General features: G+C 70.1%; 14 protein-coding genes. 11 read left to right on the top strand and 3 right to left on the bottom strand.

The window, feature by feature from the left end:
• Positions 1 to 25 precede the first annotated feature (25 nt).
• The 4 genes from BN1197_RS06845 (at position 26) to BN1197_RS06830 (ending at position 2,468) form a co-directional block, all read left to right on the top strand.
• The gene (locus tag BN1197_RS06845) at positions 26 to 904 is read left to right on the top strand and encodes a DUF2520 domain-containing protein (protein ID WP_040157585.1); all 879 of its coding nucleotides are present in this window, start codon (positions 26 to 28) and stop codon (positions 902 to 904) included.
• Between the two features lie 109 nt (positions 905 to 1,013).
• Positions 1,014 to 1,241, top strand: coding sequence for a hypothetical protein (locus BN1197_RS06840; protein WP_040157582.1), 228 nt, complete (start codon positions 1,014 to 1,016; stop codon positions 1,239 to 1,241).
• Between the two features lie 185 nt (positions 1,242 to 1,426).
• Positions 1,427 to 1,759 carry a histone-like nucleoid-structuring protein Lsr2 gene (locus tag BN1197_RS06835; protein WP_040157579.1) on the top strand — a complete coding sequence of 111 codons (333 nt, stop codon included), beginning with the start codon at positions 1,427 to 1,429 and terminating at the stop codon, positions 1,757 to 1,759.
• A 31-nt stretch (positions 1,760 to 1,790) separates the two neighbouring features.
• Entirely contained in the window at positions 1,791 to 2,468 is a 678-nt protein-coding gene (locus tag BN1197_RS06830) for a (2Fe-2S)-binding protein (protein WP_040157576.1), read from the top strand.
• A 13-nt stretch (positions 2,469 to 2,481) separates the two neighbouring features.
• On the opposite strand, the gene ligD (BN1197_RS06825) is transcribed toward BN1197_RS06830, so the two are convergent.
• Complete coding sequence (gene ligD, locus BN1197_RS06825; RefSeq protein WP_040157573.1) at positions 2,482 to 3,426, bottom strand: non-homologous end-joining DNA ligase; 945 nt, start codon at positions 3,424 to 3,426, stop codon at positions 2,482 to 2,484.
• Positions 3,416 to 4,504 (bottom strand): non-homologous end-joining DNA ligase, encoded by a 1,089-nt coding sequence (gene ligD / locus BN1197_RS06820; protein ID WP_176489721.1) that lies wholly within the window; start codon positions 4,502 to 4,504, stop codon positions 3,416 to 3,418. The genes ligD (BN1197_RS06825) and ligD (BN1197_RS06820) overlap by 11 nt, the downstream gene beginning before the upstream one ends.
• A 533-nt stretch (positions 4,505 to 5,037) precedes the next feature.
• Here ligD (BN1197_RS06820) and ku point away from each other — a divergent pair.
• From ku to BN1197_RS06785, 7 genes are all read left to right on the top strand, one after another.
• A complete protein-coding gene (gene ku / locus BN1197_RS06815) occupies positions 5,038 to 6,096 on the top strand; it encodes a non-homologous end joining protein Ku (RefSeq protein WP_040157570.1) in 1,059 nt (352 codons plus the stop codon).
• 2 nt (positions 6,097 to 6,098) lie between these two features.
• Complete coding sequence (locus BN1197_RS06810; RefSeq protein WP_040157567.1) at positions 6,099 to 6,971, top strand: Fpg/Nei family DNA glycosylase; 873 nt, start codon at positions 6,099 to 6,101, stop codon at positions 6,969 to 6,971.
• A 38-nt stretch (positions 6,972 to 7,009) separates the two neighbouring features.
• The gene (gene panB, locus BN1197_RS06805; protein ID WP_040157564.1) at positions 7,010 to 7,846 is read left to right on the top strand and encodes a 3-methyl-2-oxobutanoate hydroxymethyltransferase; all 837 of its coding nucleotides are present in this window, start codon (positions 7,010 to 7,012) and stop codon (positions 7,844 to 7,846) included.
• Entirely contained in the window at positions 7,843 to 8,715 is an 873-nt protein-coding gene (panC, locus tag BN1197_RS06800) for a pantoate--beta-alanine ligase (protein WP_040157561.1), read from the top strand. Before panB ends, panC begins: the two co-directional genes overlap by 4 nt.
• Before the next feature lie 128 nt (positions 8,716 to 8,843).
• Positions 8,844 to 10,163: a TrpB-like pyridoxal phosphate-dependent enzyme gene (locus BN1197_RS06795; protein WP_040157559.1), complete on the top strand. Its 1,320-nt coding sequence runs from the start codon at positions 8,844 to 8,846 to the stop codon at positions 10,161 to 10,163.
• A gap of 141 nt (positions 10,164 to 10,304) precedes the next feature.
• The gene (gene lysX / locus BN1197_RS06790) at positions 10,305 to 13,709 is read left to right on the top strand and encodes a bifunctional lysylphosphatidylglycerol synthetase/lysine--tRNA ligase LysX (protein WP_082043699.1); all 3,405 of its coding nucleotides are present in this window, start codon (positions 10,305 to 10,307) and stop codon (positions 13,707 to 13,709) included.
• Positions 13,710 to 13,811: 102 nt separating this feature from the next.
• On the top strand, positions 13,812 to 14,819 hold the full coding sequence (locus BN1197_RS06785; protein WP_040157557.1) for a bile acid:sodium symporter family protein: 1,008 nt from the start codon (positions 13,812 to 13,814) through the stop codon (positions 14,817 to 14,819).
• Positions 14,820 to 14,836: 17 nt separating this feature from the next.
• Here the strand turns inward: BN1197_RS06785 and BN1197_RS06780 are convergent, their stop codons facing one another.
• Positions 14,837 to 15,082, bottom strand: a complete 246-nt coding sequence (locus BN1197_RS06780; protein WP_040157555.1) for a DUF6767 domain-containing protein — start codon at positions 15,080 to 15,082, stop codon at positions 14,837 to 14,839.
• Positions 15,083 to 15,349: the final 267 nt, after the last annotated feature.

Genomic DNA, 15,349 nt, shown 5'->3' with positions numbered 1-15,349 from the left:
CGAGACGAGCGGTTACCGTGCGGGTATGTCGTCGCAGCACCCCGCCCGACTCGACGTGGGCGTCGTGGGATGCGGACGCGTGGGCTCGGTGCTCGGTGCCGCGCTGATCGCCGCCGGACACCGGGTCGTCGCCGCCTCCGGCCGCGGTGAGGATTCTCGTGATCGCGCCGCCGCTCTGTTGCAAGCGCCGGTGCGGGAATGCGAAGACGTCGTCGCAAGAAGTGAACTCGTGCTGCTCACTCCACCGGCCAGAGAACTCTGCGCGCTGGTCGAGCGGCTTCGCGACGCGTTTCGCCCGGGCCAGATCGTCCTTCACACTCATCCGCGATTCGGAATCGGCCTCCTTGCCGACATTCCACATATCCTCCCCATCGCCCTTCATCCCGCCACGCGATTCACCGGCACGCGTTCCGATCTCGCGCGTTTGCAGGTTTCTCGGGCCGCGGTCACCGCGCGAGGTGAACATCGTGCCGTGGCCGAGGCTCTCGCCGTCGAGATGGGGGCCGAGCCGTTCTGGGTGGACGAGCAGGGGCGCGCGGGCTATGCGGCCGCGATCGCCCTTCTCGGAGATCACCTGCACGGGCTGTTCGAGGTCGGGGTGGCCCGCCTGCGGGAATCGGGAGTCGAGCAGGCGCCCGCCGTCCTTGCGGGATACCTGCAGGCGAGCGCCGACGTCGTGGCCTCGCGGGCGGCCCACCCACACGGCGCTGCGGAAACGGGGGACGCCCCCGGGCTGGCCTCCGACATCGCCGCGCTCGCGGGCGGGCACCCCGACGCGCGCCCGGCCTATCGCGACGGCGCGCGGGTCGCACTCGCCACTGCGCTGCGCCGCGGGGAGGTCATCGACCTGCGCGACGACGCCGTGTTCGACACGCTGAGGTCGCCCGAGGGGGAGTCGGGCTGAGCAGCTGCCCCGCCGATCGCGACGGGTGGTTCTCCCGGAGCGATGTCGGGGTGACCGGGGCCGGCGGGTAACGTGGGGGCCGATCCCGAGATTCAGAGGAGGAACGGTCGTGGAACTCTTGCAGCAGGTCCTCTTCGCCCTGCTTCCGTCGGTCGGTATCGGTTTCCTCTTCTACAAGATCATGCGTCTGCTCCTCGAGGGCGACCGCAAGGAACGGGCCGCCTACTCGCGCTGGCTCGCCGACCAGGATGCACAGCGGGCCGAGAGCGTTCAGCGGCCGCACGAGTTCGACGATTCCGCACCGGTCGAGGACGGCACTTCGTCGCGGCGGATGTGACGTCGAACTCGAATACCCGTCGGCCGCGGGAGGCCGTCGTTGTGAGCGGATGCCGACCCGCTCCACTCATTCTTCGTTTGCCTGGTGTTCTGTTTCCGTGGGTGGCCTTCATGTCGTAGTGTTACTGCGGTCGGCGAGATCGACTTCGCCGACTTTTGCGTTCCACTACATTCGGGAGAACACCCATGGCCCAGCGCGTCCAGGTCATCCTCGTCGACGATATCGACGGTGGAGAGGCCACGGAGACCGTCACATTCGCGCTCGACGGTGTCAGTTACGAGATCGACCTGTCCGAGAAGAATGCGGCGCGTCTACGCGACTCGTTCAGCGAATGGGTCGGAAATGCCCGTCGTGCGGGCGGGCGCAAGGTCACCGGGCGTCGCGGTGGGGCATCGGCCCGACGCGAAGACCTGAACGAGGTTCGCGAATGGGGCCGGGCCAACGGCTTCAAGGTGAGCGACCGCGGTCGTGTCTCCGGTGAACTCCAGACCGCCTACGACAAGGCCCACGGCAAGTAGTCCGACCCCTCGTGGCATCGTGGATCGTGCCATGACCACGCCCCCCGACCTCGCCGCCCTCGCCTCCGACATCACCGCCCACATCGGGTACGTCGACGTCGTCGCCGAGGGCTGGGGGAGTCCGTTGCCGTGGTCGTGTCAGCAGATCCTCGAGGCCCAGGAGGCCGGCGACGACCCGACCGCCGCATGGCGCGACGAGGTCGGCCGGGCTCAGGAACGTCGGTACCACTGCGCGGCGCCCCCTCAGGTGGGCGCCGCGTTCGTGTTCGGCTGGTACCTCCAGGTGGTCGCGGTGCCTGCTGCCTACGCAGCGGTGTTGCGTGACTGGATCCCCGACGTCTCCCCGGCGGCGTTGCGATTCGACCTCGACGATCTCGAGCGTTATCCCGTCGCCGAATCGCTCGGCGGCGATTCGATCAAACGCGTGACACATCCACAAATGAGGCTGATCGAAGCTCGTAAGGCCTACGAAGCGCACGCGATGCGCTTTGCGGAGTCCTATTCGCCCGGTGTGAAGATGAGCAGCAAACAGCGATTCGGTCTGGTGCGCGACACGTGGGCCGCAACCCTGGATTCGGCGCGCACGTCGGTCCTGGGCGAACCGAGCCGCCTCGGGCTCCGGGAATCCTGCTGTTTTCTCTTCGCCCTTCCGGGTGCCATCACCTGCGCGCGTTGCCCGCGCAACCGCAAGAATGCGCTCTCGGCCTGAACACGGCCGAACGCTAGCCGGATACGTCCGTCATGAGATCGCCGTCGCTTTCGAGACGGTCGAGCACCTCGCGCGGGGTGAGTTGGTCGAGGGCCACGGGATCGCTTGCGCCCTCCTCGATCTCGGCCCAGGTGCGCGGTGCGGCGACGAAGGGCGAATCGTTCTTGCCTCGCAGTGAATAGGGGCAGATCGTCGTCTTGGCCGCGACGTTCTGGCTCCAGTCGAGGAACACCTTGCCGCCGCGGGCCTGCTTGGCCATCGTCGAGAGCACGAGGTCGGGACGTTCGGCGGCGAGGTGCTCGGCGAGGGTCTTGGCCATCTCCCGGGTCTGGGCCGACGGAGTCGGTGCCGGGAGCATCGCGTAGAGCTGAAGGCCCTTGCTGCCCGAGGTCACCGGCACGAGGTCGGTGAGACCGGCACCGGCGAGCACGTCGCGGACGAGCAGCGCCACCTGCGCGCACTCGTGCAGTCCCGCCGGAGCACCGGGGTCGAGGTCGACGACCAGCCGGTCCGCATCGGCCTGGCGCGACCGCGCGGTGTCGTGATCGTCGGTCGTGCCGTCGTCGACGATGCGCCACTGCGGCACGTGGAGTTCCAACGCGCCGAGCTGCCCGAGCCAGGTGAGCCCGGCGACGTCGTCGATGAGTGGATAGGTGACGAGCTCGTCGGCGCGACGTGAATGCGGGGAGACGAGCGTGACGCGCCGGATCCAACTCGGCGCTCCGGCGGGCAGGTTCTTCTCGAAGAACGACTCGCCCGAGACGCCGTGCGGAAAACGCAACCGCGTACACGGGCGATCGCGCAGCTGCGGCACGAGGACCGGCGCCACCTCCTGGTAGTAGGAGAGGACCTCGGCCTTCGTCGTCCCCGTGCCCGGGAACATCACCTTCTCGAGGCTGGTGAGCTGCAGCACGCGCCCGTCGACCTCGACGCGAACCCGGGTGCGGTCATCGGCCATCACGGATCTCCTGTTCGGCGCGGGCAGGGCTGTTCTCGGTGCTGTCGTCGTGGGCGCGTTCGCCGGGTGTGGATTCTTCGGGTGTGGATTCGTCGCCGGCCGGACGAGGAGCGGGCGATGCGCCGGCGTCGACGTCCCTCTCGAGGTCGGCGGGGTCCTCGACGGGGACGTCGGCGGCGGTGAGGTCGGGGCGAAGCCCACGGTAGGCCGGCTGACGCAGCCGGCCATGTGCGGCGAACCCGAGGCTCTCGACGTCGATGACGACCTCCGGCCGCACCCAGATCGCGCCGGTGGCGTCCTCGCGCGGAACGTCGTCGAAGGGACAGTCGTCACACGTGAGGTCGGCGAGTTGTTCGCGCAGGTGGCCTCCCGCCTCACCCGCGAGGCCTGCGCCGACCCGACCGAGAAGTCGGAGCCGCCCGTCTGCCTGCGGGGCTCCGACGAGTACGGCCCCGAGCCGGTCGCGGCCGTTCGTCTCGTACCGCCAGCCGCCGACGACGACGCTGCGGGTGCGCCGGTGGGGGCGTTTGAGCCAGGCGCGGCTGCGTTGACCGGGGAGGTACAGGGAGTCGCGTCGTTTGCTGACGACGCCCTCGAGGCCGTTCTGCGCAGTGACCTCCAAGAGCAGTTCTCCGTCGTCGTACACGTCGGGAACCGCCCAGCGTTCGTGGTCCAGGCTGGGCGCGAGCGCCTCGAGCAGTTCGCGACGCTGCGCCCAGGGCACGTCGAGCAGATCCTGCCCTTCGAGGCGGAGGACGTCGAAGAGCATGACCGTGACCGGCCGCGGCCGCGCGCGTCCGGCCTTGACGGGCCCGGCGATTCGGTCGGCCAAGGCGTGCAGCGACGGGACTCCGTGCTCATCGAGAGCGACGACCTCGCCGTCGAGGACGAGATCGGGAAGCACGATGCCCTGCAGCTCCGGGAACGAGGACGTGACGTCGCGTTCTGACCGGCTGAACAGGCGCAGCTGCCCACCGGTGATCTCGGCGATGATCCGCCACCCGTCCCACTTGACCTCGTGCGCCCATTCCGGACCGCGCGGAACGGCATCGGCGTGGGTGGCGAGCATCGGGCGCATGCCCCATCTTCACCCGATCCCGCCGAGACGGGCGCGTCCACCGGCCCGGACCCGGATGGAACCGCCTGTTTGAGCCCCTTCCCGGCTCGGACAGGCGGTTTGGTCGCGCGCGGTGGCGGCGGGGCCTGGGCGAGGGTGGTGAACGAGGGCGGTGAAAGCGCCTGTTTGAGGTCCCTTTCGGCTCGGACAGGCCGTTTGGGCGCGCGCGAAAGCGGCTGGGCCCACGTGGGGGCCGGTGAAAGCGCCTGTGTGAGGTGCCTTTCTGACGGTGAGGCAGGCGGTTTGGACGCGCGCGGAGGTGGTTCGGCCGCGGCGAGGGTGGTGAAAGTGCCTGTTTGAGGTGCCTTCTGACGGTGAGACAGGCGGTTCGACCGATTCGGGCGTGGTGAAAACGCCTGTTTCGCGGTCCTGGCGTGGTGAAAATGCCTGTTCGAGCTGTGTGGTCGGGGTGGAAACGCCTGTTCGAGTGGTGTGGCGGTTGGCGGGGTGGCGGGGCGTGGGGGATGCTGAGATCCCAGCTCAGGGAGGTAGCCATGCGTGCGATCTGGAAGGGCGCGGTCTCGTTCGGCCTCGTCACCGTGCCGGTGCGGCTGTACTCGGCGACGGAGAACCACGACATCCAGTTTCGGCAGGTGCGTGAGAGCGACGGGTCGCGCATCCGGTACAAGCGCGTCGCGGAGGCCGACGGTGAAGAGGTGCCGTACGCCCAGATCACGAAGGGCTACGAGACCGAGGACGGCCGCATGGTCGTCCTCACCGCGGAGGAACTCGCCTCCCTGCCCAGCCGCAGCAGCAAGGAGATCAGCGTCGAGAAGTTCGTGCCGGTCGATCAGATCGACCCGATGCTCCTCGACAAGAGCTACTACCTCGAGCCCGACGCCAATGCCGTCAAGGCGTACGCGCTGCTGCGGGAGGCGCTGCGCGACACCGACCGGGTGGCGGTCGCGACGATCGCGGTGCGTGCCCGCTCGACGATGGCGGTGCTGCGCGTCCACGAGGACGTGATCGTCTGCCAGACGATGCTGTGGCCCGACGAGATCCGCACCGCGGAGTTCGGGGTGCTCGACGACGTGCCGGCTCCGAGCGACAAGGAGGTGCAGATGGCGCACCTGCTCGTGGAGTCCCTCTCCGGCGACTTCGAGCCCGAGGAGTACGAGGACGACTACGCCGCTGCGGTTCAGGAGCTCGTCAACCGCAAGATCGAGGGCGCCGAGGTCGTCGCCGCCCCCGAGGCCGAGGAGGAGGGCGGCCAGGTCGTCGACCTGCTCGCCGCCCTGCAGAAGTCGGTCGAACGCGCCAAGGCCGGCCGCGGCGGCTCGGGCAGCAAGGCGAAGACGACCGACACCGACGCCGAATCCGACGCCGAGGACGAGAAGACCGAGAACACTGGCGCGAAGAAGACGAGCTCGAGGAAGTCGACGGCGAAGAAGACCGCGGCGAAGTCGACCGGCGAGAAGTCCACGGCCAAGAAGTCGACGGCTGCGAAGTCCACGGCTGCGAAGTCGACGGCGAAGACGACCGCGAAGAAGGCGACGGCGAAGAAGACGACGTCGGCCGAGAAATCCGGCGAGCAGGATCGCAAGGCCGGCTGAGGGTGCCCGAAGGTCACACGATCCACGCCCAGGCCCGGCGGCTCGAGCGCGCGTTCGCGGGCCGGCGTGTGCGGGTGAGTAGTCCGCAGGGCCGGTTCGCGGAGGCGGCAGCGCTGCTCGACGGCACGACGTACGTCGCCTCGGAGGCGGCGGGCAAGCACCTGTTCCTCCACTTCGACGACGATCGGATCGTCCACGTCCACCTCGGGCTCATCGGCGCGTTCTCGGTGCTGCCGCACGACCACGGTGACGGGGATGTTCCGGTTCGTGGGGCGGTGCGGCTGCGCGTCCGCGACGACGAGCACGTCGCCGACCTGCGTGGACCCAACCTCTGTGCCCTCATCACCCCGGAGGACCGCGACGCGGTGCTCGCCCGCCTCGGCCCCGACCCTCTGCGCGACGACGCCGACCCCGAACGCGCGTGGGCGCGTATCCGTCGCAGCGGCAAGCCCGTCGCCGAGCTGCTCATGGATCAGGCGGTGGTCGCAGGCGTCGGCAACGTGTACCGCTGCGAGATCCTCCATCGCGGCCGCGTCGACCCTCTCACCCCGGGCAAGGAGCTGAGTCGCGAGGCGTGGGAGGGCATCTGGGCCGATCTCGAGCTGCTGCTGCCGCTCGGCGTCGCCTTCGGGCAGATCCTCACGATGCGCGACCAGGTCGACGACGCCCTCGACTGGATCGCGCGCTCCCCGCAGGCGGTCGAGGAGTACACGGCCGGGCTCACCGGCGACGGCCTCGGTGAGCACTTCGAGCGCCGGTTCCACGTCTACAAGCGCACCGGCGAGGCCTGCCGCGAATGCGGCACCCCGATCCGCACGCAGAAGATCGCCGGGCGCTACCTCTACTGGTGCGAGCACTGCCAGCGAGGCCGCTGAACCGGCTCCGCACGCGCAGCGGCACCTAGGGTGGGGCCATGCGCACGACGTTGCGAGACATCGCTCGCCTCCACGCCGAGGGCACGCGGTTCACGATGGTGACGGCCTACGACTACACGAGTGCCCGCATCGCCGAGCGCGCCGGCATCCCGTTGCTGCTCGTCGGGGACTCCCTCGGCATGGTCGTGCAGGGGCACGACTCGACGCTGCCGGTAGCGGTCGACGACATCGTCCACCACTCCCAGGCCGTCGTGCGCGGTTGCGAGACGCCGCTCGTCGTGGGCGACCTGCCGTTCCTCAGCTACGCGACGAGGCGGGACGCCGTCCACGCCGCCCGGCGCATCATGGGCGAAGGCGGTTGCGGCTCGGTCAAACTCGAGGGCGGACGCACGGTGGCGCGCACTGTCCGGCTGCTCGTCGAGTCGGGTGTGCCGGTCATGGGACACCTCGGCTTCACGCCGCAGTCGCAGCATCAGATCGGCGTGCGGGTGCAGGGGCGCGACGCCGCCGCGGCCCGAGCGCTCGTGCGCGACGCGTTGGCCTTGCAGGACGCCGGGGCCTGGGCGATCGTGCTCGAGCTCGTGCCGGCCTCGCTCGCGCGTGAGATCACCGAGTTGCTCTCGATCCCGACGATCGGCATCGGCGCCGGAGCGCACTGCTCGGGTGAGGTGCAGGTCTGGCACGACGTGCTGGGCCTGTTCGACGCCCACGTGCCCAAGCACACGCGCCGATTCGCAAACCTCGGCGACGACGCGGTCGACGCCCTGCGGGAGCTGTCGGCGCAGGTCGCCGCGGGCGCGTTCCCCGGCCCGGAGAACTGCTCGGACGTGGATCCCGGAGTCCTCGCCGAGGTCATGCGCGAGGTGGGCCCGTGAAGGTCGTGACGACGCGCGCCGAGCTGCGGGCCGCACGAGCCGGGCTCGACGGGTCGGTCGGCTTCGTTCCGACCATGGGGTACCTCCACGACGGCCATCTCGCGCTGGTCGCGGCGGCACGGGAGCGGTGCTCCGCGGTCGTCGCCTCGATCTTCGTCAACCCCACGCAGTTCGGGCCCACCGAGGACCTCGCCGCCTACCCGCGTGACCTCGACCGCGACCTGGCCCGGCTCGAGGCGGCGGGCGTCGACCTCGTCTGGACTCCGGCGGTGGAGGACGTCTACCCGCCGGGCTTCGCGACGTACGTCGACGTCGAGGGCCTCACCGGCGTGCTCGAGGGCGCGAGCCGTCCCGGGCACTTTCGCGGCGTGGCGACGGTCGTGACGATCCTGCTCTCTCTCGTGCGACCCCAGATGATGTTCGTCGGGCGCAAAGACCTGCAGCAGTCGGTCGTGTTGCGACGGCTGGCCGCCGACCTCGGCCTCGCCGACGAGGTGGTCGTGTGCCCGACAGTCCGCGAACCCGACGGACTCGCGCTGAGCAGCCGGAACGCCTACCTGGATCCCGAACACCGGCGGGCCGCCCTCGTCGTCTCGACCGCGCTGCGCGCCGCCCGGGCCGCCTACCGCGACGGGGAACGCGACGCCGTGACGCTGCGCCGCATCATGCACGACGTGCTCGCTGCCGAGCCGCGTGCCGAGGTCGACTACGTGAGCCTCGCCGACCCCGACACCCTGGTCGAGCTCGACGGCGAGGTCACCCGGGCCGCTGCGAGCCTCGCCGTGCGCGTCGGCGTTCCTCGGCTCATCGACAACTCCCTGCTCCACGACCCGGATCCGGAGCTCGACCGACCGATGAGCACGGCCTGATCCGTGGCCGACGAGCCCAGGCATGACCCGATCCGCGGCCCGCGCGAGACGCCATCGGCTCATCCCCGCGGTTAGCCTCGGACCACCTCACCCGCCCGAACCACCGGTGAACCGACCAGGAGGACCGCATGGGACGCCCCGACCTCGTCAAGGCCCTGCTCCCGGAGTCGCAGATGCCGACGCAGTGGTACAACATCGTCCCCGACCTGCCGGAGCCTCCGCCGCCGCACCTCGACCCGGGGACGCGCGAACCGTTGACCGTCGACGACATGGCGCCGATCTTCGCGCGCGAGCTGTGCGAGCAGGAGTTCTCGACGCAGAGGTACATCGACATCCCCGAGGCCGTGCGGGAGGTCTACCGCATCTGGCGACCCTCACCGCTCGTGCGCGCTCGGCGCCTCGAGCAGGCGATCGGCACGAGCGCGCGGCTCTACTACAAGTACGAGGGCACGAGCCCGATCGGCAGTCACAAGGCCAATTCCTCGGTGCCGCAGGCGTACTACAACGCCGCCGAAGGGGTGGGCAGGCTCACCACCGAGACCGGCGCCGGCCAGTGGGGCAGTGCACTCGCGTTCGCGTGCGAGGTCTTCGGCATGGAGTGCGAGGTGTGGCAGGTGCGGGCCTCGTTCGAGGGCAAGCCCTACCGCCGCATGCTCATGCAGACCTTCGGGGCGACGGTGCACTCGAGCCCGTCGGAGCTCACCCAGGCCGGGCGTGCGGTGCTCGCGAACGATCCCGACACGACCGGCAGTCTCGGGATGGCCGTCAGTGAGGCCGTCGAGGCCGCGGCAACCAGCGGTGGGGTGGCCAAGTACGCCCTCGGCAGTGTGCTCAACCACGTCGTGCTCCACCAGAGCGTCATCGGCGAGGAGGTGCTGCGCCAGCTGCCGATGTTCGGCGAGGAGCAGGCCGACGTCGTCTACGGCTGCGCCGGCGGCGGTTCCAACCTCGCCGGGCTGAGCTTTCCGCTGCTGCGCGAGAAGCTCGCCGGCCGCACCGACACCCGGTTCGTCGCCGTCGAGCCCGCCGCCTGCCCCTCCCTCACCGAGGGCACGTACGACTACGACCACGGCGACGTCGCCGGTCTCACCCCGCTGCTCAAGATGTACACGCTCGGCAAGGACTTCGTGCCCGACCCCATCCACGCCGGTGGTCTGCGCTACCACGGCATGGCGCCGTTGCTCTCGCACACCGTGCACACCGGGCTCGTCGAGGCCATGGCGGTGGGGCAGAACGAGGCGTTCGAGGCCGGAATCGAGTTCGCTCGGGCCGAGGGCCTGCTGCCCGCCCCGGAGTCGTGCCACGCGATCGCCGCCGCGCTCGCCGACGCTCGCACCCGCACGAGCGAGGCCGACGGCGCCGCGATCGTCATCGGCCTCTCGGGTCACGGCCAGCTCGACCTCCCGGCCTACGACGCGTTCCTCTCCGGAGGGCTGCGCGACACCTGATCCCCGTGCGAGCCCGCTTCGCATGGACGCATCCGGCAGTCTCGTCGGCCCCCACCCGCCTCGGGCCTGCGACGCTCGCCCCTGAGATCGTGCGACGCTGAATCACGCCCGTTCGCCGTCGATCCGACCTCAGGAGACCGGATGCCCAGCTCGACCCTCTCGCGTCACTCGTCACCGACGGAGCGGGGTGAGCCGACGCTGCGCACGTCGACGCCGCGGCAGGAGCTGGTCGCGCGGGTCATCGTCTGGGCCTATGCGCTCGCCGCGGTGATGTCGTTGTTCCTGTGGCTCGTCGAACGCTGGGGTCGTCGGCACGCCTCCTGGGTCGAGTTGACGTTCACGTTCCTCAACCTGCCGGTCTCCAACTCCCTCGTCTCGGTCGTCATCCTCGCGCTCATGACGCGGGCCCTGCTCGGCCGAAAGCGCATCGGCCTGATCGCGGTGGCGTTCTTCGAGGTCGTCGGAGTCCTCATCGGCTTGCAGGTGCTCTACGCCCTCATGAGCGGGCATCGAGAGCTGCACCTGTGGGGGGACTGGCGGTTCCTGGGCCCGCTGCTCGACCTCGGCGCGATCGTCCCGGCCGTCCTCATCCTGTGGGTGTGCTGGTGGGTGCGACCGGCGTTCCCCGGACGGCTGCGCCCCGGCTCGTGGGCGACGCTCGTCCTCACCATCTTCGTCGGCCTGGGCCTCGCGGCACTGGTCGCCGGGCTGATGCTGTCGTTCTTCGACAGCGACGCCACCGACCCGGGCGTCGTGCGGTCGATCGTGCTGCACGCGCTCGGATTCAGCGGCCTGTGGGCGCGCTCGGTGACCTCGGTACCGCCCATCGTCAGCCAGGTGGCGGCGCTCATCGTCAGTGCGACGATCGTCCTCGCCGTCTACCTCTTCACCCGCTCCACCCGCAATCGCACGGGCTGGACCCAGGACGGCGAGGTGACGCTGCGCCGGCTGCTGCGCGAGTACGGCGACCTCGACTCCCTGGGCTACTTCGCCACCCGCCGCGACAAGTCGCTCGTGTTCGCCCAGGACGGGCGGGCGGTGGTCGCCTACGACGTCGTGGCCGGTGTCGCGCTCGCCTCGGGAGACCCGTTGGGCGACCCGTCGTCGTGGGCGGATGCGATCCAGCGGTGGAAGGCCCAGGCCCGGTGGTACGGCTGGGTGCCCGCGATCATCGGCGTGAGTGAGGCCGGAGCCAGGGCCTACATCACCGCCGGTTTCGACGTCGTCTCCCTCGGTGACGAGGCCGTCCTGCGGCCCGACACCTACCGCATCAACAACACGTCGATGACCGGACTGCGGCGCTCGGTGCACCACGCCCGGCGCGCCGGCCTCACCACTCAGATCCGTCGCCAGGGCGAGATCCCCGAGATCGAGCTCGCCGAGCTCGTCGCGATGGCCGACGCCTGGCGCGAGGGCGGTACCGAACGCGGCTTCTCGATGGCCCTCGACCGACGAGGCGACGCCGCCGACGGACGCGTCGTGTGGGTGACGGCCCACGATCCCGAGGGCAAGTGCTACGGGCTGCTGTCGTTCGTGCCCTGGGGCGCGACCGGCCTCTCGCTCGACACCATGCGCCGCCACCCGCAGGCCCCCAACGGCACCACCGAACTCTTGGTCACCGCGCTCATGGAGGCCGGACCCGACATCGGGGTGCGGCGCGTCTCGCTCAACTTCGCGTTCTTGCGTGGGGTGTTCGTCGACGCCGAACAACTCGGTGCCGGGGTCATCACGAGGTTCAACTCCTCGGTGCTCGGCGGCCTCGACCGCTTCTTCCAGCTCGAACGGCTCTACCGCGCCAACCAGAAGTTCGAGCCGTCATGGGTGCCGCGCTTCGTCTGCCTCGACTCGCGGTTGTCGATGCCGCAGGTGCTCGTCGCGATGGGCAAGGCCGAGGGGTTCCTCCCGACCTTTCTCCATCGTCACCACCCCGGCCGCCTCGACGCCGAGCACCTCGCCGAGGTCCGCGAGATCGACGCCCGCCCGGCGATCGACGCGGCGAGCCTGGCTCCCCGCCGCGGAGACCAGACGCGCGTGCGGCTCGACCGGGTCGCCCGCCTCCGCGCCGAGGGACATGACCCCTACGCCATCGGGGTGGCACCCGCGGAGAAGCTCTCGACGGTGACGGCCTTGCCCGCGCAGGCCTGGGACGACGCGACCGGTACGTCAGTTCGGATCTACGGCCGGGTGCGTGCCGTGCGCGACCACGGTGGAGTGATCTTCGTCGACCTCGTCGACGGCGAGGACCGTGTCCAGATGCTGTTCGACCGGGCGAGGCTGGACGCGCCGGAGGGTGGGCAGGGGGCCCAGGACCTGCGCTCGTTCACGCATGCGATCGACGGCGGCGACATCCTCGTCGTCGACGGCCGACCCGGACGTTCGCGCACCGGCACGCCGTCGGTGCTCGTCGACTCCTGGAGGATCGTCGCCAAAGCCCTGCATCCGATCCCCTTCGGGGCCTTCACCGACCCGGAGGCACGGCTGCGACAGCGATCGACCGACCTCATCGTCCACCCCGAGGCCGTGCGGATGCTGCGGGTGCGCAGCGCGGTCGTCCGCTCGCTGCGCGACACGCTGCACGACGCCGGGTACCTCGAGGTCGAGACCCCGATCCTCCACACCGTGCACGGCGGCGCCTCGGCCCGGCCGTTCAAGACGTTCAGCAACGCCTACGGCGTCGACCTGTCGATGCGCATCGCCCCGGAGCTCTACCTCAAGCGGCTCATGGTCGCCGGCATGGGGCCGTTGTTCGAGATGGGCCGCAACTTTCGCAACGAGGGCGCCGACGCCACACACAACCCGGAATTCACCTCGCTCGAGGCGTACGAGCCGTTCGGCGACTACACGACGATGCGCCACCTCACCGAGCGCCTCGTCAAGGAGGCCGCGACGGCCGTCCACGGCTCGGCCGTCATCCCACTGCGCACGACCATCGCACGCGGCGGCGAGGGCACGGACGAGGCGGTCGAGACCCGCGAACTCGTCGACGTCTCGGGCGAATGGCCGGTCGTCACGGTGCTCGACGCCGTCTCGCAGGCCGTGGGGCGCGAGGTGCGCCTCGACACCGACTTCGAGACCCTGCTCGACCTCGCCCGTCGTCACGAGATCGCCGTCCACGACGGCATGGGGCCCGGCGCGGTCATCGAGGAGCTCTACGCCGAGCTCGTCGAGGCCACCACGACGTTCCCGACGTTCTACGTCGACTTCCCCGTCGAGACCTCACCGTTGACGGGTCCGCACCGCAGCGAGCCCGGGCTCGTCGAGCGGTGGGACCTCGTCGTCGACGGCATGGAACTCGGCACCGCCTACTCCGAGCTCACCGACCCGATCGAGCAGCGCCGGCGGCTCACCGAACAGTCGCTCAAGGCCGCGCTCGGTGACCTCGAGGCGATGGAGGTCGACGAGAGCTTTCTGCGTGCCCTCGAGACGGGCATGCCGCCCGCCGGCGGGCTCGGCATCGGCGTCGACCGCCTCGCGATGCTGCTCATCGGCACGAACATCCGTGGGGTGCTGACGTTCCCGTTCGTCCGGCCGCTCGGCCGGGGTTGAGGCCCCGACTCGCCGAGACAGCCGGTGCTTCCTGGTAGCCGATGCCCCGACCGCAACCAGGACCCCGGCCAGCGGGGTATGGAGGTGGGGGAGGATGGGCCAGTGAGTGCGTCCCCCTCGTTGTGGAACCGGCTGAAGCCGGACCCGTTCATCCTCATGATCATCGCGGCCGTCGTCGTCGCGGCGATCGTGCCTGCTCGCGGCGTGGGGGAGGACGTGCTCGGCGTCGTCACGACGGCCGCGATCTTCCTCCTCTTCTTCATGTACGGCGGCCGGCTGGCACCGGCCGAGGCGCTCGCCGGGCTCACGCACTGGCGTCTGCACCTCGTCATCCTCGCGTTCACGTTCGTCGTGTTCCCGCTGGTGGTGCTCGCGCTACGACCGCTGTCGGGACCGGTGCTCTCGCCCGCCCTCTACGCCGGAGTGCTGTTCTGCGCGCTCGTGCCCTCGACCGTGCAGAGCTCGATCGTCTTCACCTCGACCGCGGGCGGCAACGTCGCGGGCGCGATCGTCTCGGCCTCGGCGTCGAACCTGCTCGGTGTCGTGCTCACGCCGCTGCTCGTCGCGTTCGTCATGTCGACCTCCGGCGCGTCGTCCGGTATCGACGCGAGCTCGGTGCTCGACCTGTTCGGGCAGATCCTCCTGCCGTTCGTGCTGGGCCAGCTCTCTCGCCGCTGGACCGCCCGGTGGCTCAAGGAGAACCACGCCTGGCTCAAGCAGGTCGACCGCCTCGTCATCGTGCTCGTCGTCTACGCGGCGTTCAGCAAGGGGATGAACGAGGGCATGTGGAACCTCGTGGGCGTGCGTGACCTGGTCGTGCTCACGGTGATCCTCTGCGGGGTGCTCGCGCTCATGCTCGTGGCGACGTACGAGAGCGCCCGGCTCCTCGGCTTCGATCGGGGCGACCGGATCGCGATCCAGTTCTGCGGCACCAAGAAGTCGCTGGCCACGGGCCTGCCGATGGCGGTCGTGCTGTTCGCCGGTCAGCCCGTGGGGCTCATGGTGCTGCCGCTGATGATCTTCCACCAGGTGCAGCTCATGGTGTGCGCGGTGCTCGCCGCGAGGTACGGCCGACAGCTCGGCCAGGACGAGGTTCGCGCGGGCGCCTGACGGGGTTCGCGCACGCCTCAGCGGTCGTCGCTCGTGAGGGGCCGGCCGGAGTCCTCCCGTGCGCACGGTCGCTCGGGTCTGCGAGTGGTGCGACGTGCCGCGACCATGGTGCGGCGCTGCTCGGCCAGCGCCTCCTTGAGCTCGGGGTCGTTCATCACGAGGTAGACCAGGGGGCAGTCGTGCGGGCCGCTCGCGCCGTGATGACACAACGTGCACGGCTCACCCGTCCGGATCGGGCACGCGGCGTCGGGGCGAGGGACCATGCCGCCATTGTCGCGCGTCGAACACGAACACCGCACACGCGCCACGGCCGCTCCGGGAGTTCCCGTCCCGACCACCCCGAGTGAGCGAGTCCGGCGCTGTCCGCTCTGAGCGGACACGGCTCAACCTTCTCCACGAGCGGGGAACAGGCCCGGCGCCGATCGCGTTGTGTCTCACGAACGTCACTGCCCGATGTCCGTCGCGGCGCACCGGAACACGTGTCCCGCGGCACGCAACATGACATGAAGGCGGCAGACCAGCACGGCTAG

Source organism: Mobilicoccus massiliensis (assembly GCF_000826525.2).
Lineage (GTDB): Bacteria > Actinomycetota > Actinomycetes > Actinomycetales > Dermatophilaceae > Mobilicoccus > Mobilicoccus massiliensis.
Note: the sequence above shows the minus strand (reverse complement) of the source record. Positions and strands in the feature narration are given on the sequence as shown.